This window comes from Bradyrhizobium algeriense, from assembly GCF_003062295.1.
GTDB lineage: Bacteria > Pseudomonadota > Alphaproteobacteria > Rhizobiales > Xanthobacteraceae > Bradyrhizobium > Bradyrhizobium algeriense.
Genome location: NZ_PYCN01000016.1, coordinates 123,553 through 145,314, shown reverse-complemented (window position 1 = coordinate 145,314; position 21,762 = coordinate 123,553). Strand labels below are relative to the sequence as shown.

Sequence of the window (21,762 nt, the reverse complement as noted above, 5' to 3'; positions counted from 1 at the left end):
GGCGTTGGAGCAACCTGCCAAGCCAATGCAAGGATCGGCAATTCGGACTAATCGAAATCCGCGTGGCGGAACACGCGCGCTGCCTGGCCCATTTGCTGCGAAATCGGCAGGTTCGTTGCAGCGCAGCCGCTGCGTCGGCGCTCGCGCCGTAATGTCTCGCCTGATGATGCACTGCACCACCACGCCTCATGTTTGCGTTCGATTTGCGTGCCGGCCTCATACGATCCGCGAGGTCTTGTTGCCCCAATAGCGATCGCGCAACAGGCGTTTGTAGAGTTTTCCGGTCGGAAGCCGCGGTAGCTCGGCCTCGAAATCGATCGAGCGCGGCACCTTCTGGCGCGACAGCGACAGGCTGCAGAAGGCGATCAGTTCATCGGCCAGTTCCTGCCCCGGCGAAACGCCCGGCATCGGCTGCACCACCGCTTTCACCTCTTCGCCGAGATCCGGATTGGGCACGCCGAACACCGCCGCGTCCGCGATCTTGGGATGGGTGATCAGCAGGTTCTCGCATTCCTGCGGATAGATGTTGACGCCGCCGGAGATGATCATGAAGGTCGCGCGATCGGTCAGATAGAGATAGCCGTCATCGTCGACATAGCCGACGTCGCCGACCGTGCTCATGCTGCCGTCGGCCGAGCGGGCCTCCCGGGTCTTGCCCGGATCGTTGAAATACTCGAACGGCGTGGCGGTCTTGAACCACACCGTGCCTGATGTGCCGACCGGGCAGGGCTGCATGTTCTCGTCGAGAATATGCAGATCGCCGAGCAGCACCCGGCCCACGGTGCCGCGATGGGCCAGCCATTCCTCGCTATTGCAGGCGGTGAAGCCGAGCCCTTCGGTGGCGCCGTAATATTCATGGATGATCGGTCCCCACCATTTGATGATGTCGTCCTTCACCGCCGCGGGGCAGGGCGCGGCGGCGTGGATCGCGATTTCGAGGGATGACAAATCATGGCGGGCGCGCACCTCTTGCGGCAGTTTCAGCATGCGCGAGAACATCGTCGGCACAAGCTGGGTGTGGGTGACACCCCATTTCGGAATCAGTGCGAGATATTGTTCGGGATCGAACCGTTCCATGATGATGGCGGTGCCGCCCATCTTGATCGTGAGGTTGACGGCCGCCTGCGGCGCCGAGTGGTAGAGCGGCGCCGGCGACAAATAGATCATGCCCTCGCGGTACTGCCAGATCTTCACCAGGAAATCGAACAGCGGCAATTGCTGGTCAGCCGGCAGTTTCGGCAACGGGCGCAGAATCCCCTTCGGCCGGCCGGTGGTGCCGGAGGAATAGAGCATCGCGGTGCCGACGCATTCATCCGATATCGGGGTGTGCGGCAAGTCAGCCGTTACTTCTTGCAGGCCAACGATGCGGTCGCTTTCGCCGTCACCATCGGCGACGATGCAAAGCTCCACCTGCGGGTATTCCTTCAGCGCCTCGCGCGCGACATCGAGTTTTTCCCTTGATGTGATGAGGATGCGCGACTGGCTGTTGGTCAGGATATAGGCGAGCTCGCTCGCGGTGAGGTAAGAGTTCACGCAGGTGTAATAGAGGCCCGAGCGTTCGCCGGCGCCGCAGGATTCCAGATAGCGGCTGTTGTTCTCCATGAAGATCGAATAGTGATCGAGCCGCTTCAGGCCGCGGTTGCGAAGCAGATGCGCCAGCCGGTTGCAGCGCGCCTCCAGCTCGCGATAGGTAACCGTCTCGCCGGTATCAGCCATGATGAAGGCGGGCTGTAGCGGACGAAGATGAACGTGCTTGCCGGTGTACATTGTCGTTCCGGTCTCCCTAGGCGGCCAACTCGAGAATTTCGCGAACCTGTGCCGGCCCCTCGATCTTGCGCGGATTGCGCGGCACCCAGGGCGTTGCCATCGCCTGTTGTGCGATACGGTCGAAATGCTCAGGTCCAACTTTGACCTCGCGCAGGCTGCGCGGCATGCCGAGGTTGCGAATGAAGGCGTCAAGCACATCGCCGGCGTCCTCGTTCGGGTGTCCCATCGCGGCTGCGACCTGCGCCTGCCGGTCGGCGTTGACAGATTTGTTCCAGCGCATCACCGACGGCAGCATGACGCAGGAGGTGTAGCCGTGCGGCACGCCGAATTCCGCGCCGAGCACGTAGCCGATGCCGTGGCTGGCGCCCATCGGCACGCCCGAGGCCAGCGGTCCGGTCGAAAGCCAGGTGCCGATCTGGCAATCCATCCGCGCGTCGAGGTCTTTGGCGTCGGCCTTCACCCGCGGCAGCGCCTGCGCCAACATCGACAGCCCCATCAGCGCCTGGGCGTCGCCGTAAGGATGCGCCTCGCGCGCGCAGATGCCCTCGACGCAATGGTCGACGGCGCGGATGCCGGTCGAAAGCCACAGCCATTCCGGGGTGTGCTGGCTAAGCCAGGGATCGAGAATCACCGCGCGCGGTATCAGCAGTGGATGGCGCAGGCCTTCCTTGACCTTGGTGTTCTCGTTGGTGACTCCAGCCGCGGCTGAGAACTCGCCGCCGGCAATCGTCGTCGGTACGCTGATCTGGCGCACCGTCGGCGCGGTGAGCTGCGGCGACGCGCCGCGACCGGCCCTGATCCTGTCGATGTCGTCAGGATGGCGGATATCGTTGGCGAGGCAAAGCTGCACCGCCTTGGCGCCGTCGGTAATCGAGCCGCCGCCGATGGTAACGATGAGATCGGCATTCGCGGTGCGAGCCTGTTCGCTGGCGGCAATGACGGCCGCGCGCGGCGTATGCGGCGGCATGGCATCGAAGGTGCCGGCGCAGTGCGGCCCCAGCCCGCGGCGAATATTCTCGATCTCATCGGTTTCGCGGTTCAGCGTGCCGCTGACCATCAGGAAGGCGCGTGTGGAGCCGAGCCGGTTCAACTGCTCGACGAGCGCCTCGGATGCCGGCCGTCCGAACACGACCTCATCCATCGCGCCGAATACGACACGCCCTTTGTGCACGCTTGTCCTCCCCGGACATTTTTGGCCCTTGTTGCGAGCCTTGGCCGGCAAGGTTAGCGGAGGAAATTAGCGGCGTCATGCCCGAAGATGGTGCGGCCGGACCGTCCCGTAGGATGGGTGGAGCGAAGCGATACCCATCAATGCCGGTTTGAGAGATGATGGGTATCGCTGCGCTCCACCCATCCTACGGATTTCAGGCGGGTCGCGCGAATGCGCGCTGCGCGCGCACAGTGATGACAGGCTCCGCGAAATCCGGAAACGGTGTTAGAGCAACCCCGGATTTCGCTTGCTCCATCCGGGCTACGAAGCTGGTTTGCCCGTCGGCTATTTCGCTGCAACTTGCCGCGGTCATTCCGGGGCCGACGTAACGCCTTCGCGTCACGTTTTCGTCATCGGCCAGCGGTTAGCTGAGCGCTCGCCGCAACGGTTCCGCCGTCATCGCAGTGCAAAAAAACATGAGATCCGCATGGAGCGGCGCGTTGGCTCCGCGGATGCATAACGATTGTGCTTGATCCCGCCGGGTTCTTGACGAGACTGGGAACCGATCACATCTGTGGCCTCCGCCATAAGTTCCACGGCGGCTTTCATCCATCAGGGATGTCGAGAGGGGAGATGGGGTTTGACTGCAACTGAGCAATTGAAACGTCCGGTTTTGCCGGCGGGGGTCGACATTCGCTCACCTCGTAGCCTCAAATGGTTGACCCCGCTGCTCGCGCTGGCGCTGTCGGCCTGCGGCGACAAGCCGGCGCAACAGGCGGCTCCCGCCGCGCCATCGGTTACGGTCGCGCAGCCGGTGAAGCGCACCGTGACGGACTGGGATGAGTTCACCGGGCGGTTCGAGGCAATTCAGGAAGTCCAGGTTCGCGCCCGCGTCGGCGGTTTCGTCACCAGCGTCGAATTCCGCGACGGCTCCATCGTGCGCGCGGGTGATCTGCTTTATGTGATTGACGCTCGTCCGTTCGAGGCGGTCGCCGAGCAGGCCGATGGCCAGTTGTCGGACGCACGTGCGAGGGCCGAACTTGCCAGGCGCGAACTCGACCGCGCCCTGACCCTGAACCAGACCCAGGCCGTATCCGATTCCATCGTCGACCAGCGCCGCCAGACCTTGCAGGCGGCGCGCGCCGCGGAAATGCAGGCCGAAGGTGCGCTCAAGGCCGCCAAGCTCAATATCGAGTTCAGCCATGTGATGGCGCCGATCACTGGCCGGGTGAGCCGCCATCTGGTCACGCCGGGCAATCTCGTGCAGGGCAGCGAAGGCGGCGCGACGCTGCTCACCTCGATCGTCTCGCTCGATCCGATCTACATCTATTTCGACGTCGACGAGGCGACCTACCTGCGAAACAGCCGGCTCTGGTTCGAAGGCAAACGCCCGAGCTCGCGTGATACGCCGAACCCAGTCGAGGTGACGCTGACCGGCGGGACCAAGCCCTCGCATGAGGGCAAGATGGATTTCCTCGACAACCGCCTGGATGTCTCGACCGGGACGCTGCGCAGCCGCGCCGTCATCCAGAACAAGGATCTCTCGATCCTGCCCGGCCAGTTCGGCCGGGTGCGGATCATCGGCAGCGCGCCCTATGAGGCGCTGCTGCTGCCGGACACGGCTGTCGCGACCGACCAGTCGCGGAAGATCGTTTTCGTCGTCAAGGACGACAACACGGTCGAGGCAAAGCCGGTGACGCTTGGGCCGCTCGATGAAGGCCTGCGCGTGGTCCGTGAGGGCCTGAAGCCGGAAGACCGCGTGATCGTTGATGGCCTGCAGCGGGCGCGCGTGGGCGCGAAAGTCACCCCGCAGACAGCCGAGGTCAAGCCGGCCGGTGGCAAGACATGAATCTGGGCAGGCTTTCCATCAATCAGCCTATCCTGGCGATGGTGCTGTCGATCGTGCTGCTGATCGTCGGCGCGATCGCCTACACCACGCTGCCGGTCTCGGAATATCCGCAGGTGGTGCCGCCGACCGTCGTCGTCACCACGCAATATCCGGGCGCCACCGCGCAGACCGTTTCCGACACGGTTGCAGCCCCGATCGAGCAGGAGATCAATGGCGTCGAGGACATGCTGTATCTCTACAGCCAGGCGACCTCGAACGGCAATCTGACCATCACGGTCACCTTCAAGCTCGGCACCGACCTCGACAAGGCGCAGGTGCTGGTGCAGAACCGGGTCGCGATCGCACAGCCGAGGCTGCCCGAAGAGGTGCAGCGCAACGGCGTCGTCACCCGCAAGAACAGTCCCGACATCCTGATGGTGGTCTTCATGCTGTCGCCTGACGACAGCTTCGACCAGCTCTATATCAGCAACTATGCGCTGCTGCAGGTGCGCGACGAGCTGCTCCGCCTCGACGGCATCGGCGACATCCAGATGTTCGGCGCCCGCGACTATTCGATGCGGCTGTGGCTCGATCCGGACCGGATAGCAACGCTCGGTCTGACTTCCGCCGAAGTGGTGGCCGCGATCCGCGCGCAGAATTTGCAGATCACGGGCGGGCAGATCGGAGAGCCGCCGATCGCCGACCGCGCGTTCCAGCCCAATCTCACTTTTATCGGGCGCCTGAAGGATCCGAAGCAGTTCGAGGACATCGTGGTCCGGGCCGGCGCCGACGGTCGCACCGTTCGGCTGCGCGACGTGGCGCGGGTCGAACTCGGTGCGTTGTCGTATTCGACCAACAGCTTTCTGCTGCGCAAATCGGCGGTCGCGCTGCTGGTGACGCAGCGGCCGGGATCGAACGCGCTGGCGACCGCGAAAAACATTTCCGATACCATGGAGAAGTTGAAGGCTCGCTTTCCAAAGGGCCTCGACTACAACATCGGCTACAACCCCACCGAATTCATCGCGCAATCCGTCCACGAACTGATCAAGACCATCTACGAGGCGATGGTGCTGGTGGTGATCGTGGTGCTGGTGTTCCTGCAGGGTTGGCGCGCCTCGATCATTCCGATCGTGGCCATCCCGGTGTCGCTGGTAGGCACCTTCGCGGTGATGGCGGCGCTCGGATTCTCGATCAACAATCTGACCCTCTTCGGCCTGGTGCTCGCGGTGGGCATCGTCGTCGACGACGCGATCGTGGTGGTGGAAAACGTCGAGCGGCATCTCGAGCACGGCATGAGCCGGCGCGATGCGGCGCTCAAGACCATGGAAGAGGTCGGCAGCGCGCTGGTTTCGATTGCACTGGTGCTGTGTGCGGTGTTCGTGCCGACCGCCTTCCTCGGCGGCATCTCCGGGCAGTTCTTCCAGCAATTCGCCGTCACCATCGCGGTGGCGACCGCGATTTCCTGCTTCTGCTCGCTGACCTTGTCGCCGGCGCTGGCCTCGCTGATCCTGGTGCCGCACGAGGAGAAGAAGCCGCCCGCACGCTGGAATTTCATCGCGCGCGGTTGGGACGCATTCACCGGCTATTTCAACCGCGGTTTCGACCGGCTGTCGCACGGCTATGCCCGGGCGGCGGATTTCGTGATCCGGCATTCAGTGGCGATGCTGCTGTTGTATGTGGCGTTGATCGGCAGCGCCGGATGGTTGCTCGCCATCACGCCGCAAGGTTTCATTCCGGCGCAGGACCGCGGCTATGTCATCATATCGGTGCAGTTGCCGGGCGCGGCGTCGCTGGCGCGCACCACCGACATCGTGCGTCAGATCGAGAAAGCGGCGCTGGATACCCCGGGGATTACTAAAGTCGCGGCGTTCGCGGGCTTCTCGGGCGCGACCCGAACACAGGCGGGCAATGCTGCGGCTCTCTTCCCGGTGTTCGAGGAGCCGGAAGTGCGCCTGAAGAAGGGCCTGAACGCGGCCGTCATCACGGCCGATTTGCGCAAGCGCCTGTCCGCGATTCAGGGGGCCTTCATCATTGTCATTCCGCCGCCGCCCGTGCCGGGCATCGGCACCGGCGGCGGATTCACGATGCGCGTCCAGGATCGTCAGGGCCGCGGTCCCGAACTGCTGGCCGCCGCCAACGACGAGCTTGTCAACGCGGCGCGCATGGCGCCCGGGCTGACGCAGGTGTTCTCGCCCTTCACGGCTAATACGCCGCAGCTCTTCGTCGATATCGATCGTGTCAAGGCGCAGAAACTCGGCGTGCCGATCGCCAACGTCAACGAAACCATCCAGACCTATTTCGGCTCGACCTACGTCAACGACTTCAACCTGTTCGGCCGCACCTATCACGTCACGGCCCAAGCCGACCTGCCGTTCAGAAAAGAGCGGTCCGATCTGGCGCGGCTGCGCACCCGCAACGCCGCCGGCGACATGGTAATGCTCGGCAGCGTGGTGGAATTCCGCGACGTTTCCGGTCCCGACCGCGTCGCCCGATACAATCTCTACCCGGCGGCGGAGCTGCAGGGCGAGGCGTTGCCGGGCACGAGTTCGGCCACCGCGATCAACACCATGAAGAAGCTTGCGGAGGAAACGCTGCCGAGCGGCTTCTCGTTCGAATGGACCGACCTGTCCTATCAGCAGGTCACCGGCGGCAATGCCGGCCTCTACGTGTTTCCGATCTGCGTGCTGTTCGTGTATCTCGTGCTGGCGGCGCAATATGGCTCGTGGAGCCTGCCATTCGCGGTCATCCTGATTGTGCCGATGTGTCTGTTGGCTGCCACCATCGGTGTGCGGATCATGGGGCAGGACGTTAACATCCTGACCCAGATCGGCTTCGTGGTGCTGGTGGGGCTTGCGGCCAAGAACGCCATTCTCATCGTCGAGTTTGCGCGCGATATCGAACTCGAGGGAAAGGCGCGGCTGGAGGCTGTGATCGAAGCCTGCCGGCTGCGCTTGCGGCCGATCCTGATGACGTCGTTCGCCTTCATCCTCGGCGTGCTGCCGCTGGTGATCTCGTCGGGCTCCGGCTCGGAGATGCGTCAGGCGGTGGGGGTCGCCGTGTTCTTCGGCATGCTCGGCGTTACGCTGTTCGGCCTGATCTTCACGCCGATCTTTTACGTGATCGTGCGGAATCTCGCGGACGGGAAGGGCAAGAAGCCGGCGGCGGCGTGAGTGGCGGATCCGTTCATCACCGTCGTCATTCCCCGGTGGGCAATTGCGCACCAGGAATGGCGGATGAGGCGTTGGCGCGCGCCTTGCCTTCAAGAGTTCCCCATACTTTTGGCTGATCCGAAATGGATGGGCAGTCGTGGGGTTATTGAATAGTCTTGCCAGGTTCCTCTGACAAAAAAATTCCAGGAGAAAAAAATGAAGTCGGGATTGTTAGCCGCCGTTGCGGTGGGTGGTGTTTTGCTCGCCGCGCCGGCATCGGCGCAGGGCGTCAAGATCGGTATTCTGAACGATCAGTCCGGGGTCTACGCCGATTACGGCGGCAAGTGGTCGTTCGAGGCCGCCAGGATGGCGATCGAGGATTTCGGCGGCGAGGTGCTGGGCCACAAGATCGAGATCGTCTCCGCCGATCACCAGAACAAGCCGGATCTCGGTACCGCCATTGCGCGGCGCTGGTATGAAGTCGAAGGCGTCGACATGATCACGGAGCTGACGACGTCCTCGGTCGCGCTCGCAATTCACGAGCTTTCGAAGGAAAAGAAGAAGATCGACATCGTCGTGGGGGCGGCGACCTCGCGTCTCACCGGAGATTCATGCCAGCCCTACGGGTTTCATTGGGCCTACGATACCCGCGCGCTCGCCTACGGCACCGGCGGCGCGCTGGTGGAGTCCGGCGGCGATAGCTGGTTCTTCATGACCGCGGACTACGCGTTCGGCCATGCGCTGGAAAAGGACACCGGCGACTACGTCAGGGCCAAGGGCGGCAAGGTGCTCGGCGCGGTCCGCGTTCCCCTGAACTCGTCGGACTTTTCGTCGTTCCTGCTGCAGGCGCAGAGCTCGAAAGCCAAGATCATCGGTCTCGCCAATGCCGGCCTCGACACCACCAACTCGATCAAGCAGGCGGCCGAGTTCGGCATCGTCAAGCGCGGCCAGAAGCTGGCCGGCCTGCTGCTGACGCTCGCCGAAGTCCACGGCCTCGGTCTCGAAGCCGCGCAAGGCCTGGTGCTGACCGAAGGCTATTACTGGGACCGCGACGCCAGGAGCCGCAACCTCGCCGAACGCTTCTTCAAGCGTACCGGCCGCATGCCGAACATGATCCAGGCCGGCACCTATTCGGCGACGCTGCAATATCTGAAGGCGGTCAAGGCGGCAGGCACCAAGGACACCGAGGCGGTGGCGAGGAAGCTGAAGGAGCTTCCGGTGGACGATGACTTCGCGCAAGGCGGCAAGGTGCTGGAAAACGGCCGCATGGTGCACGACCTCTATCTGTTCGAGGTCAAGAAGCCGACGGAGTCGAAGAAGCCGTGGGATTACTACAAGCAGCTTGCGGTCGTGCCCGGCGACAAGGCGTTTCCGGCGGCGAAGGATTCCGGCTGCCCGTTGGTGAAGTGAGTAGCACGCTCTCACTATCGTCGTCCCTGCGAACGCAGGGACCCATAACCACAGGCGCCCGTTGTTAGAACGGGCGTCTGGCATTCTACTTCATCGAAAGGACACGGCGTATGGGTCCCTGCGTTCGCAGGGACGACGAGGGGATGGAGTTCGCCTCAATCCCTCACGCCTGCACCAGCCGCCATACGATCGCGCCGAATGCGCCGACCCATAGCGCGATCGTCGCCAGCGCCTGGATCGCAAAACCCAGGCTGCGGTCCTTGACCGCCCTGGCGTAGCCGAGCACGTAGAGAATCCGGCCGATCACCCAGACCAGCCCGATGGCGGCCGCGATGCCATCGCCGATATAGATCGCGAACAGCCACAGCGCCGGCAGGAAGATCGGCAGCCATTCCAGCGTGTTCATCTGCGCACGAAACACGCGCTCGAAATCCGGATTGCCCGAAATGGCCGGCAGCTTGACGCCGAACTTGCCGCGCGCCCGCGACACCAGGATGGACGAGTAGAAGTAGACCAGGACGGCCAGCAAGGTGACGAGCGCGGTGAGATGATACATCGCTGAATTCCCCAGTTTCGTGCCAGCGCTTAATAGCCCGTCATTTCCAGATAGCCCACCCCGGAATGGCTGCCGGCAAAACGGATCGGGCCTTCCCAATAGGGAAAGCTGGTGCCCATCCAGCTTCTCGGATTGAGCGGCGTGCATTCGATCGACAGCGCCTTCTTTGGAATGGCGATACGCCATGTCGTCGGAATCTTCCGTTTCTCGATCTCGGTGAAGCTCAGCGGTGTCATCATGATATCGGCGGAGGCGAGTTGTTCGGCCGTGCCGTCGGGCGCGATCCATTTGCCGGAGCCATAATGCTGGCCGTCGGTCTGGCGCATCCGGTACAGCATCAGCTTATCGCCGGAATTGAAATGCAGCGAGAGCCAGTCCCATCCGCTTTGATCGGAGGCCAGTGGCTGGCTGCTCCACTCGCGATCGAGCCAGGCCATCCCGATGACGTCGACCGGCTTGTCGTCGATGGTGAGAATGCCCTTCGCCGTATAATGCGGCTGGCTGTAATAATACGAAGCTTGTTCGCGCAGCGATTTGCGGCTGTAGCCGCCGTCGCCCTGCAGCACCAGCGGCCGCTCCGCGTCGAGGCGCAGCGCGTAGCTGAAATCGGCGCCCGATGCTTTCAGTACAAGTGGTGAGATGTTGTCGTCGTTGACAGGATCGAGCCCGCGCATCTCCCAGGCATCGATCCAGGCGTGAAACGGCTTTGCATCGACGCCGGCCTGGCCGACACCGCCGCGCGCGAACGCCTGGCTGAAGCGATGGGTATCGGCACGGGTGACGGCGGCATGGCCCATCCAGATTTGCTGGTTGGCCCAGCCCTCCTGCGGGCTGCCGGCAGCGATTGCCTGGCGAAACAACGTCCATTGCGCGCCATAGGCCGTGCCATTCGCGTCGGCGAGATTGGCCGTCACATACCACCACTCGATGCGGAATTCCGGATGTGGCCCGTGGTCGGCGGGAAATGCGAACGTCCTGCCGGGCACGACGGACGCAAATCCCTCCGCGCTTTCGCTGAGCCCAGCGAAGCCCTGCGCGAGTGCCTTGCCGCCTAGTCCTGCGAGGAGCGCGCCGCCGACGAAGCCGCGCCGGGTGATCGAGCCGCTACCTTTCATTGGCAAAAATCCTGATCAGGCTCGCCGGCTGCATGCGCGCCAACCTGATGACGGGGAGCGCGGATGCGGCCAGCGCTGCCGCCATCGCCACGCCTGTCAGCCACAGCAGTTGCAGCGGAAAGACATGAAACGGCAACCGCCAGCCGAACGCCTTGACGTTGACGACCGCAAGCAGGCACCACGCGACCAGGAGACCGAGCGGAAGCGCGAAGATGGTGGTGATCAGCGCCACCGACATCGTCTTCAGAAGCTCGATCGCTGCGAGCCGCCGCCGCGTGATGCCGATCGCCCATAGCGGCGCCAGTTGCGGCAGGCGGGAATTGGCAAGCGTCAAGAGGCTCGTCAACAGCGCGATGCCGGCTACCCCAAGCGTGAACGCGTTCAGCGCGGCGGTCACCGCAAAGGTGCGGTTGAAGATCCGCGTCGATTCCGCCTTCATCGTCGCCTGATCGGCGACATTGCGGTCGTCGAGCGCGAATTTTTCCTGCAGTGCCGATATCAATGCCGGGATATTTGGTGAGGCGACCCGCAATCCCATGCGCGTCAGCGGGATTTCCGGAAAGCGCCGCGTCAGCGCGGCGTAGTTCACCGCGATCTGGCCCTTGGGGTTGCCATAATCAGCATAGATGCCGACCACGTCGAGTGCCCAGTTTCCGCCTGACGCTGATACCTCGATGCGGTCGCCGACAGAAAGGTGCAGGCGCCGCGCCAGTTGTTCGCTGACGAGGGCCGCATTGCCGGGACGAAGCTTGATCCAGGCATTGTCGACCGCTTGCAGCAGCGGCCAGTTGTCGCGATAGGTGGCGTGATCGGGCAGGCCCAGCACCTCGATCGGCGCGCCCGCCAATTGCGTGTCGGCGCGGGCGCCGGGCAGGACCGCCTCGACCTCGGGGCGCTCGCGCAGCCACGCCGTGATCTCGGTTGCCTGGGCGTCGTTGGCGGCGTTGACATAGACATCCGCCGCCAGCCGCCCGTCGAGCCAGACCAGGAACGTACGGCTGAAACTCTCGACCATGGTGGAGACGCCGACATTGACGGACAGTGCGAGCAACAGCGCCATCAAGGCGAGCGACAGCCCGGATAGCTGCTGACGGCTGTCGGCCCAGAACCAGACGCTGACCGGGGTTCGCGCATAGCGCTGACCAAGCGACAGCATGAATTCCAGAAACATCGGCAGGATCAGCGCCGCGCCGAGCATCAGCGCCGCGAGCACGGCAAACCCCGAAATCAGGGAATCGCCGAACCAGAGCAGGCCGGCCGCGGCCGCGAACGCGGCGAGCGCCAGCGCGCTCTGGTAGGTCAGCCAGCGCCGCTGCGCCTGTTGCCACGCGTAGGGCTGGGCGGTGGCGAGCAGCGGCAGCCGCAGCGCCTTGGTCAGGCTGGCGGCGGCGGCCGCGAGCGCGCCGGTTATGCTGATGGCGATGCCCGCGATCCACCATTGCGGCTTGAGCGTCAGATGCCCCGGAATCTGCGCGCCATAAAGTCCACGCAGCGATGCGGCGACGTCGGGCAGCAGCGCACCGGCGATGAAGTAGCCGCACACGAGGCCCATCAGCCCCGCGACCAGCGCCAGCGACACCAGCTCAAGCACCAGCACGGCGTTGAGCATCCGCGCCGAGACGCCGCAGGCGCGCAACGTGCGCAGCACCGGCAGCCGCTGTTCGAAGGCAAGCCCGATCGCCGAATTGACGATGAAGAGCCCGACAAAGAATGACAGCAACCCGAACGCGGTCAGGTTCAGGTGAAAACTGTCGGTGAGGCGTTCGAGGTCGGTCTCCGCATCGGGCTCGACCAGGCGAAGCCTGTCGCCGGCAATGCTTTCAAGGGTTGCGCGTCTGGCCGCCGTCTTGCCGATCAGGAGGCGCGAAAGCTGATCCGGCATTTTCAACAGGCCCTGCGCGATGCCGATGTCGACGACCAGTACGCCGGGTACGAGATTCGGCTGCACGCGCAGCGGCGGCAGCAATGCGCCGCCATTGGCCTCCGGGCGCGCGCCCTCCGCGAGCTTGAGATCGGAAAGCGTTTCCGGCGCCACCAGCATCGCGCCCGGTGGCGTCATGAAGGATAGCAGATCGGCTCTGCCGACCGCAGGCGCGTTGCCGACTTCCGCGGGCAGCGTCACCGGTTCGATGCCCAGCAGCCGGAACGAGCGTCCCTCGATCTGGATGCGGCCTTCGAGCACCGGCGAGACCGGCCAGCCGGCGCGGCGCAAATCGACGAAGAGCTTTTGCGGAAAGCTTGCGCCGCTGCGGGCGACCAGCATGGCGGTGCGCGTCCCGCCAAACGTGGCGGCGGCGCGATCGTAGGAGGTGCGCGCCTGCTGATTGAGCGCCTGCACGCCGCTCCACAGCGCGGTCGCCGAGATCAATCCGATCAGCAGGGTCGCAAGCTGCATTGGATGCCGCCGCCAATGGCTCAGCAACACGGCCAGCGTCCACAGCGCGCGCTTCACGCGATCACCCCGGCGTGGAGGTTGACCCGCCGGTCGAGCGTGGCGGCGAGCCGTTCGCTGTGGGTCACCATCAGAAAACCGCAGCCGCTGCGCGCCACCAGATCGCGCGCCAGCGCCAGCACCTCGTCGGCGGTGTCCTCGTCGAGATTGCCGGTAGGCTCGTCCGCCAGCAGCAGCAGCGGCTTCACCGCCAGGGCCCGGCCGATCGCGACGCGTTGTTGCTGGCCGCCGGACAATTGCTCGGGATAGCGTTTGAGGAAATTGCCGAGCCCGAGCCGCTCCACCAGTTCGCGGTGCCAGGCCGCGTCATGACGGCCGGCAATGCGCGACTGGAAAACCAAATTGTCTTCCACCGTGAGACTCGGAATCAGGTTGAATTGCTGAAACACCAGACCGAGCCGGTCGCGGCGCAATTCCGCGCGTCCGGCATCGTTGAGTTCGCAGACCTGTGCATCGGCCAGCCTGATCTCGCCGGCATCGGCTGCATCGAGCCCTGCGATCAGGTGCAGGAGCGTGCTCTTGCCGCTGCCGGATTCGCCCGTCAGTGCGACGCTCTCGCCCGCGGCGACCGAGAGGTTCACCCCGCGCAGCACCGCGACCTCTTCGCCGGCCGTGCGGTAGCTCTTGGTCAGGCCGGTCACATGAAGCACGTTGGGATTGCCGTTGGTCATGCGCGACGATGGACCGATCTGACCATGAAAATCCCCTGACGTGATGGCATGCAACATATCAGGGCGGACGCCCCGGATCACGCCTCAATCGCGCCGCGACGTGATCGTGATCCGGTTGTGGCGCGCGCCTGCCGCAGCAGCCGGCAGTTGCGCAAGCTGCATCCGCGGAAAATCCGGGTTGCCTTGCCCGCGAGCCCCCTTGTAGCATCGAAACCGGCCGATCTTACAGAGCCTGCAAAGATAAACGGGGAAACCAGCCATGACCGCGCAGCCGACGCCCAAGGGGACACTTAAGGGCGCATGGACAGTCACCTTCCTGCTGTTCCTGTTCATGCTGGTGAACTTTGCCGACAAGATCGTGGTCGGCCTCGCCGGCGCACCGATCATGGACGAGTTGAAGCTTTCGCCGGAACAGTTCGGCTTCCTCGGCTCCTCGTTCTTCATCCTGTTTTCGATCTCGGCCATCGTCGTCGGCTTCATCGTCAACCGCGTCGACACCCGCTGGGTGCTGCTCGCGATGGCGGTGATCTGGTCGGTAGCGCAGTTTCCAATGGTCGGCACCGTCGGTTTCACCACGCTCGTGATCTGCCGCATCATCCTCGGCGCGGGCGAGGGGCCGGCCTTCGCGGTGGCGGCGCACGCAGTCTACAAGTGGTTTCCCGACGAGAAGCGAACGCTCCCCACCGCCATTCTCTCGCAGGGCTCGGCCTTCGGCGTGATCCTCGCGGTGCCGGCGCTGAACTGGATCATCGTCAATCATAGCTGGCACTACGCCTTCGGCGCGCTCGGCGTGGTCGGCCTGATGTGGGTCGTGGCGTGGCTGGTAATGGGCAAGGAAGGGCCGCTGGTGCAGACGGTCACAACGGCGGCTGGCGACCAGCGCGTACCTTACTTCCAGCTTCTGACCTCGCGAACGTTCATCGGCTGCTGCGCCGCGACCTTCGGCGCTTATTGGGCGCTGTCGCTCGGGTTGACCTGGTTCACGCCCTTCATCGTCAAGGGGCTCGGCTTTTCGCAACAGGATGCAGGCTGGGTTTCGGTGCTGCCCTGGGTGTTCGGCGCTACTATCGTGCTGCTGACGGGCTGGATTTCGCAGGTGATGCTGACGCGCGGATACACCACGCGCGGCGCTCGCGGCGTGCTCGGGTCGGTGCCCTTGATTGTCGGCGGGCTGATCCTCGCGGTACTGCCGTCCGTCAACGGCGCGGGATGGCAGGTCGCGTTCCTCGTGGTCGGCTCCGGGCTCTGCGGTTCGATCTACGTCGTCTGTCCGCCGATGCTCGGCGAATTCACGCCGGTGCAGCAGCGTGGCGCCGTGCTCGCGATCTATGGCGCGATCTATACGTTGGCGGGATTCATTGCCCCGTTGGTGATGGGCGTCGTGATCCAGAATGCGGCGGTGCCGCTCGACGGCTACATGACCGGCTTCACCATCAATGCGGTGGTGATGGCGGCGTCGGGGCTGCTCGGGCTGTTGCTGCTCTGGCCGAATACCGAGCGCAAGCGGCTGATGGCTCAGGCGACGGTACAGCCGAAATTCGCGTGAGCGGAATGGCAACTCTATCCGTCGTCCCTGCGAACGCAGGGACCATAACCACCGATGTTGATTGCTTAAGCGAGGCGTCTGCCACATCGCCACGAACGATGGGCCGCGGCGTATGGGTCCCTGCGTTCGCAGGGACGACACCGCATCTGTTGAACCAGCTCAACTCGCCGCCGCGTCGAACTGCGGCTTTGAGCCCTGCGCGCCGCGCACCAGTTTGCCCGGGCGCGCGCCGGTGGCCCGGCCGCCACGCTGCGTCACCACGCCGGAGACGATGGTGGCCTCATAGCCGTCGACCTGTTGCATCAGGCGGCGGCCGCCGACCGGCAGGTCGTAATGCACCTTTGGCGGATGCAGATGCAGCCGGTCGTAATCGATCACGTTGACGTCGGCCTTGAACCCCGGCGCGATCACGCCGCGGTCGTAGAGGCCGACCGAGAGCGCGGTCTTGCGCGACTGCGCTGCCACCACGAACGGGATCGAAAGTTTTTCGCCGCGGCTGCGGTCGCGGGTCCAGTGCGTCAGCAGATAGGTCGGGAAGCTGGCGTCGCAGATGATGCCGCAATGCGCGCCGCCGTCCGAGAGGCCCGGCACGGCGCTTGGTTCGCGCAGCATCTCATGTACAGCATCGAGATTGCCGTCGGCATAATTGAGGAACGGCACATAGAGCATGCCGCGGCCCTCGTCCGTCAGCATCGCCTCGTAGGCGAGCTCTTCCGGCTGCCGGCCCTGGCGGCGGGCTTGCGGGCCGAGCGCATTTTCCGGCGGCTGCTCGTAGTCCGGGGGATTACCGAGCAGATACATCTTGTCGTAGTTTGGCCGGAAGAACAGCGGATCGTCGGTCGCCGTAGCCGTCTCGCTCAGGATCGCGGCGCGCACTTCGGGCCGGCGCAAATGCGTCAGCCGCTCAGCCAGCGGCAGCTTGGCGATCGCGCGGTAGCTCGGATGAGTCTGGAATGGATTGCGCGACAATTCCAACCCAAGCAGCAGCCCGACGGGACGCGCGGCAATCTGTGTCGTGATCGACAGGCCGCGGGCGGCGGCTTCGTTGATGGTGTCCATCGTCTGGCGCCAGCGCCGCGGCGCCTTGTCGGCTTGGGCCACAGAAAACGAGATCGGGCATCTGGTATTTTCAGCGACCCGCAGCATCATCGGCAGATCTTCGTCGACGGTGCTTTGGTCGAGCACGAATTGCAGCACACTGCGGCCGACGCCGTGCATCGCGCTGGCGATCGCGGTCAATTCATCTTCGCCCGCTTTCAGCGTCGGCGTGTAGTCGCCGGTCGAGGTGCGGTGGTTGAGGGTGCGCGAGGTCGAGAAGCCGAGTGCGCCCGATCGCACGGCGTTTCCGGCGAGCGCCGCCATCGCCTTGTTGTCCTCAGGCGTTGCGGGATCGCGCCGCGCGCCGCGTTCGCCCATCACGTAAACGCGTAGCGCCGCATGCGGCAGTTGCGCGCCGATATCCATGTCGAAATTCCGCTTCGACAGCCAGTCCATGTAATCCGGAAAGCTTTCCCAGGCCCAGGGAATGCCGGCGCTCAGCACCGGCTCGGGAATATCCTCGACGCCCTCCATCAACTGGATCAGCCTGAAATGATCGGCCGGGCGACACGGCGCAAAACCGACGCCGCAATTGCCCATGATCGCTGTCGTGACGCCGTTCTGCGACGAGGGCGTGATGTCCTGGCTCCAGGTGACCTGGCCGTCATAATGGGTGTGGACGTCGACAAAGCCGGGCGCGACCAGTTTGCCTTTGGCGTCGATCTCTTCCTTGCCCTTCGCGGAAACCTTGCCGACTTCTGTGATGCGACCGCCGGAGATAGCCACATCGGCTTCGAACAATTCGCCACGCTTGCCATCGGCAATGGTGCCGCCGCGGATCACGAGGTCGGGGGTCGAGGTCATGGCTTCCATCCCGGTTATGGTTTTTGTTGGCGCATCATCCGACGTCCCCTGATGCTGTCAACCGCCCGGGATGAGCCTCAGGAATGCATTAGGTCCTTGACCGAGCCCTCTGACCGGCTCTGCGGCTTGCGGTCGGTTACGAGCGCCAGCAGCACCGTCATGACCATAAAGGCGACGGAGGCGCCAAACACCCAATGCGGCATGTTCTGGTCCATGATCCAGCCGAACAACAACGGGCTGAGGATGCCGCTGAAATTGAATCCGGTCGACACGATGCCGAAAGCTCTTCCGGCGGCACCCGGAGGTGCGGCATTGCGGACCAGCATGTCGCGGGAGGGCGCGATCACGCCACCGAGGAATCCGGCGATGCCCATCGCCGCGGTCAGCACGGCCGGCGCCAGGCTGGTCGTCGCAATTACCAGCACGATGACCGCGTTGATCCCGAAGCAGGCGGCGGCGACCTGTCCGTGGCGCGTGGTGCGGTCGGCCAGATAGCCGCCGGCCAGCACGCCGGCAGCACTGGCGCCGAGAAACGCTGTCAGCGCGATATTGGCGGCCGAGAAGGTCACGCCATAGCCGCTCATCAGCGCGACGACGCCGAAATTGCTGATGCCTGCATTGGAGAGGCCGAGCAGCATGAAGAAGAACGTCAGCATGATGATCGCGGGCGTGATGACGCTTTGCTTCGGCGCGTCAGCGCCATCTTCCTTGCGATCAGCCGAGCTCGCATCGGGAATACGGACGGCGATCAACAGCAGCGCCACAACCGGGCCGACGGCGCCGGCCACGATCAGCGCGCCGAGCCCGCCGACGATTGCCACCAGCGCGGCCATGATCGCCGGCGCGACCGCGCCGCCGAGGAAGCCCGCAAAGGTGTGGACCGAAAACGCGCGGCCCATCCGCGCTTCATCCATATGCGTCGACAGGATCGCGTAGTCGCACGGGTGATAGACGCTGTTGGCGAGCCCAAGCAGCGCGGCGCAGACGATCAGCGAGACGTAGCTCAGATGCAGGCCGAGCATGATCAGCGCCAGGCCGCCGACGGTGAGGCCGATCAGCAGCACTTTGCGCGCGCCGATATGGTCGGCGAGATAGCCGATTGGCGCCTGCGTCAGGCCGGAGACGACGCCGAACACGGTGAGCGCAAAACCGAGCTCGATATAGCCGACGCCAAGCTGTTCTTTGAGGAACGGAAACAGCATCGGCAGCACGAAGAGATGGAAATGGCTGACCCAATGGGCAACCGAAATCGCAGCCAGCGTGCGCAGCGATGTGTCCGCTTTGGCTTGTTGCGGTGCGGCCAGAATGTCGACCATGTCAGCTCAAAATCCCGTGTCACTTACGGCCCGGCTGAAGCGTTTTCCAGCGAAGTGGGGACCGGTTCGCGTCAAGAAAACGCGTCAAATCGAAAATCCAGAGCCCCGTTCCGATTCCATCGGAACGGAAAAAGGCTCTGGGCACCGGCGAAAATATCGTCCAGCGGCTATTTGTCCATGAATACCGCTGCATGGCTGCCCCGGCGGAGGGCAGGTCTACGCCGATTGCATCGCTAAAAACGGGAGACAAACGCGGCCCGCCGCGGCAATGATCCGACATGCCTGATCCTGCAAAACCACGCGGCGGTTTTGGCGCGCATCTGCTCGATCTTGCGAGTATTCGAATGATCGAGGGGGAAGAGTTTGGTGTGTGAGCCGTAGGGTAGGCAAAGGCGCTCTTTGCGCCGTGCCCACCACCTATCCTCGACCGTGATATCGATGGTGGGCACGCTTCCGCCTTCGCTCGTTGAGCTACGGCGGACAAGTCGCTTTGCCCACCCTACGAAGTTCCAACCGTTACAACGGCTCATCATCATTGCCGTGGCGATCGCGCTTCGGTGTGGCGATGTCGCCGTCCTCGTAATCATCGTCCTCGACCGGCGGACGTTCCTGCTTTTTCGGCTTGTCGTCCGCCGGCTTCGGAGGCTCGTTCTTCCTGCCAGTTCCGCCCATCTGATGCCTTTTTCGTCGGATGAATCGACGTTGCTCTGCTTGCCGATTCGGAGTATCGGCATGATCTCAATCCGATCGCGTTGGGCCGGCATGTTAGCGCCGGCCACAAGAACTTTCCTGCCCTTTTTGCGGCGTTCAGTCCAAAAGGGCTTTCACACGGAGCCAGCATGAAGAAGCCCCGCCCTGCGGCGGAAGAACCGCAGCCGCGCAAAACCATCCGCGCCGACAAGGCGCCGACCACCGGTTACTCGCTGGTGGTGGACGGTCATTTCAAATCACATCACGAGACAGTCGAGGCCGCCGAAGAGGCGGGCATGGCCTTGAAGAACAGGTTCCAGATGCTTCAGGTGCAGGTCTATGACGCCGAGAACAAGACGCGTTCGATGATCGATTGGCCTGGGCCGGCGTAACGCTGCGGATATCTGACCGACTTTTCGTTTCGGCCCGGCAAAAGCGCGAAGCGCGTCTTCGCGCTTTTGCCCGGGCGTGACGAGACACCCGTAAGAGTCCTACCTAAGAGTCCTGCCTCAGGTTCGCCGTCCGCCGTTCTGCTGGCTCGCCAGCCAGTCGGACAAGGCCACCGGCTTCTCGTTCGAGCGCTTGGTGCTGGCGGGCGCCTTCCTTGCGGCCTTCGCGGCGGGAGCACGTTGCGGCTCGGCTGCCTCGCGCGCGAGACGCAACGCCTTCAGCTTCGCCATATTGTCGAGCACAGCCTTGGCGCTGGCGTCGCGTTCGGCCTTGCCGGATCTCGCGTCCTGGGCGGCCTTAGTCACCTTGTCCGCGCGGGCCTGGGCGCGATCACGATCTTCTTTAGTCATTTCAGGTCAGCCTCTTTTCGCGGCCTTGGTCTTGGCCTTGCTTTTGACCGCCGGTTCCGGCGGGTTCTCACGGTCGGCCGCTTCCTTTGCCAGACGCAGGGCACGCAACTTCTCGGTTCGCTTTCGGATCGCGATGTCGGCGGCGGCGATCTCGGCCATCGCCTTGATGCCTTCGACTTCCTGGGTGCGCTTCCTATTCAGCCGAATCTCCTTCAGTTCGGCGGCGCTCTTCGGCTCATCGTCCATGTCATACCTCTGAAATCACGACAGATATCGTCGAGCAGTCTCGGGGCGGTTTATCACGGATCGGGGCGCAGAGGATGTTATTTTCGGTCGAAAAAGCCGCACTTTCTTGTCAAATCAGCCCTCATTTTGAAGGGCCGCGTCGTCGTCGGCCTCGTCGGGGGCCGCAGAATCGAAGCTCGCCAGCCAGGCGCTCAGCGCCGCCGACGCATGGCCCAGCGACTTCATCTGCCGCAATGCGATGCGGACGCTGATCCGGCCGTGGCGGTCGCAGGCCACCGCCGTGGGCGGCTCGCCGGCAAGCACCGCATCGACCACCCGCTGCTTGGTCGCAAGGGCTGCGGGATCGCCGCACGCGGCCATCATCCGCTGAAAGGCATGATGGTGCGTGGCGTCGAACGGCCGGGCCTCGCCGAGGCCGTCCCGCGCCGGATGCGGCGGATAGAGATGCGCGCAGGGAATCCACCCCTGAGGCACCGGCTCGGTCGCGGGATGGGTTCGCCGGCTTTGCAGGAGCCGCGGCAGCACGTGCGTGTGCGGTCCCTCCGGGCTCTTGCCCGAGGGCGTCGGGATCGGCTGATAGACCTCGATGCGGCCGAGCCGGCTGATGAAGACGCGGTGCGGATTGGCCGCGAGGATCATTGCCATGGCGGGATTGCCGGGCTCGAACACGGCGCGGCCGGCGTGTTCGCGCAATCGCGCGACGAGGCTGCGATCGTCGATTCGAATACAGCAATCGATCTGCAGCGCGCCGAAACCCAGATCGAACAGAACAGAATTCCGGTCTTCCTCGCGCGGCGCTTCGTGATCAGGGCCGATCTCCGTTAGCGCAATGCGCTGGTGCATGGCGCAATCATCTCGCGGCAGGCAAAGCGCGACCCGTTGATTCCACCCGGTCCTGGTGATGCCTTCCGACGCGAAGGGGCGGATGGCGGGATGCGGTTTGAGGGCAATGCCGCCGCGCGCCGTCACGGCCGAAACGGCCTCAGGCGTTTGGCTCAAACGCACCGGCTCGTCAGGGTCGCGCGAAAATTCGGCGATGGCGCCGAAGGTGCCGAGGCTCCATTGCGTATCGGGATTGGATATTTCCCGCGGCAGGAGATCGATGGCTGCGGCGCTCATCGTCGCCTGCGGAACGGAAGCGGGTCAGGCATGAAAAAGCATTCT

At 64.1% G+C, this 21,762-nt stretch carries 17 protein-coding genes; 5 read left to right on the top strand and 12 right to left on the bottom strand.

Features of this window, described 5'->3' with window-relative positions; genetic code table 11:
* Positions 1-216: 216 nt before the first annotated feature.
* Both C7G61_RS26715 and C7G61_RS26710 read right to left on the bottom strand, forming a co-directional pair.
* Positions 217-1,767 (bottom strand): AMP-binding protein, encoded by a 1,551-nt coding sequence (locus tag C7G61_RS26715; protein WP_108519649.1) that lies wholly within the window; start codon positions 1,765-1,767, stop codon positions 217-219.
* A gap of 16 nt (positions 1,768-1,783) precedes the next feature.
* Entirely contained in the window at positions 1,784-2,938 is a 1,155-nt protein-coding gene (locus tag C7G61_RS26710) for an iron-containing alcohol dehydrogenase (RefSeq protein WP_190241995.1), read from the bottom strand.
* Between the two features lie 652 nt (positions 2,939-3,590).
* On the opposite strand from C7G61_RS26710, the gene C7G61_RS26705 reads away from it, so the two are divergent.
* From C7G61_RS26705 to C7G61_RS26695, 3 genes are all read left to right on the top strand, one after another.
* A complete protein-coding gene (locus C7G61_RS26705) occupies positions 3,591-4,766 on the top strand; it encodes an efflux RND transporter periplasmic adaptor subunit (protein WP_420836800.1) in 1,176 nt (391 codons plus the stop codon).
* Positions 4,763-7,915, top strand: coding sequence for an efflux RND transporter permease subunit (locus tag C7G61_RS26700; RefSeq protein ID WP_108519647.1), 3,153 nt, complete (start codon positions 4,763-4,765; stop codon positions 7,913-7,915). Before C7G61_RS26705 ends, C7G61_RS26700 begins: the two co-directional genes overlap by 4 nt.
* Before the next feature lie 195 nt (positions 7,916-8,110).
* Positions 8,111-9,304 carry an ABC transporter substrate-binding protein gene (locus C7G61_RS26695; protein ID WP_108519646.1) on the top strand — a complete coding sequence of 398 codons (1,194 nt, stop codon included), beginning with the start codon at positions 8,111-8,113 and terminating at the stop codon, positions 9,302-9,304.
* A gap of 163 nt (positions 9,305-9,467) precedes the next feature.
* Here the strand turns inward: C7G61_RS26695 and C7G61_RS26690 are convergent, their stop codons facing one another.
* The 4 genes from C7G61_RS26690 to C7G61_RS26675 are packed head-to-tail and all read right to left on the bottom strand — an operon-like array spanning position 9,468 to position 14,098.
* Complete coding sequence (locus C7G61_RS26690) at positions 9,468-9,860, bottom strand: MAPEG family protein (RefSeq protein ID WP_108519645.1); 393 nt, start codon at positions 9,858-9,860, stop codon at positions 9,468-9,470.
* 29 nt (positions 9,861-9,889) lie between these two features.
* Positions 9,890-10,975 carry a lipocalin-like domain-containing protein gene (locus C7G61_RS26685; RefSeq protein ID WP_108519644.1) on the bottom strand — a complete coding sequence of 362 codons (1,086 nt, stop codon included), beginning with the start codon at positions 10,973-10,975 and terminating at the stop codon, positions 9,890-9,892.
* Entirely contained in the window at positions 10,965-13,427 is a 2,463-nt protein-coding gene (locus C7G61_RS26680) for an ABC transporter permease (protein ID WP_108519643.1), read from the bottom strand. Before C7G61_RS26680 ends, C7G61_RS26685 begins: the two co-directional genes overlap by 11 nt.
* Positions 13,424-14,098 (bottom strand): ABC transporter ATP-binding protein, encoded by a 675-nt coding sequence (locus tag C7G61_RS26675; RefSeq protein ID WP_190241999.1) that lies wholly within the window; start codon positions 14,096-14,098, stop codon positions 13,424-13,426. Before C7G61_RS26675 ends, C7G61_RS26680 begins: the two co-directional genes overlap by 4 nt.
* Before the next feature lie 259 nt (positions 14,099-14,357).
* Between C7G61_RS26675 and C7G61_RS26670 the strand changes: the two genes are divergently transcribed.
* Entirely contained in the window at positions 14,358-15,644 is a 1,287-nt protein-coding gene (locus C7G61_RS26670) for an MFS transporter (protein WP_108519642.1), read from the top strand.
* Between the two features lie 159 nt (positions 15,645-15,803).
* Here C7G61_RS26670 and C7G61_RS26665 read toward each other — a convergent pair whose 3' ends face one another.
* The 3 genes from C7G61_RS26665 to C7G61_RS44890 form a co-directional block, all read right to left on the bottom strand.
* Entirely contained in the window at positions 15,804-17,546 is a 1,743-nt protein-coding gene (locus C7G61_RS26665; protein ID WP_108519693.1) for an N-acyl-D-amino-acid deacylase family protein, read from the bottom strand.
* A 77-nt stretch (positions 17,547-17,623) separates the two neighbouring features.
* A complete protein-coding gene (locus tag C7G61_RS26660; RefSeq protein ID WP_108519641.1) occupies positions 17,624-18,862 on the bottom strand; it encodes an MFS transporter in 1,239 nt (412 codons plus the stop codon).
* A 516-nt stretch (positions 18,863-19,378) separates the two neighbouring features.
* A complete protein-coding gene (locus C7G61_RS44890) occupies positions 19,379-19,534 on the bottom strand; it encodes a hypothetical protein (RefSeq protein WP_190241994.1) in 156 nt (51 codons plus the stop codon).
* Positions 19,535-19,701: 167 nt separating this feature from the next.
* On the opposite strand from C7G61_RS44890, the gene C7G61_RS26650 reads away from it, so the two are divergent.
* Positions 19,702-19,944: a hypothetical protein gene (locus C7G61_RS26650; protein WP_108519639.1), complete on the top strand. Its 243-nt coding sequence runs from the start codon at positions 19,702-19,704 to the stop codon at positions 19,942-19,944.
* A gap of 117 nt (positions 19,945-20,061) precedes the next feature.
* On the opposite strand, the gene C7G61_RS26645 is transcribed toward C7G61_RS26650, so the two are convergent.
* From C7G61_RS26645 to C7G61_RS26635, 3 genes are all read right to left on the bottom strand, one after another.
* Positions 20,062-20,352 (bottom strand): hypothetical protein, encoded by a 291-nt coding sequence (locus tag C7G61_RS26645; protein ID WP_108519638.1) that lies wholly within the window; start codon positions 20,350-20,352, stop codon positions 20,062-20,064.
* Between the two features lie 6 nt (positions 20,353-20,358).
* On the bottom strand, positions 20,359-20,598 hold the full coding sequence (locus C7G61_RS26640; protein ID WP_108519637.1) for a transcriptional regulator: 240 nt from the start codon (positions 20,596-20,598) through the stop codon (positions 20,359-20,361).
* 114 nt (positions 20,599-20,712) lie between these two features.
* A complete protein-coding gene (locus C7G61_RS26635; protein WP_108519636.1) occupies positions 20,713-21,717 on the bottom strand; it encodes a DUF6925 family protein in 1,005 nt (334 codons plus the stop codon).
* Positions 21,718-21,762 lie beyond the last annotated feature (45 nt).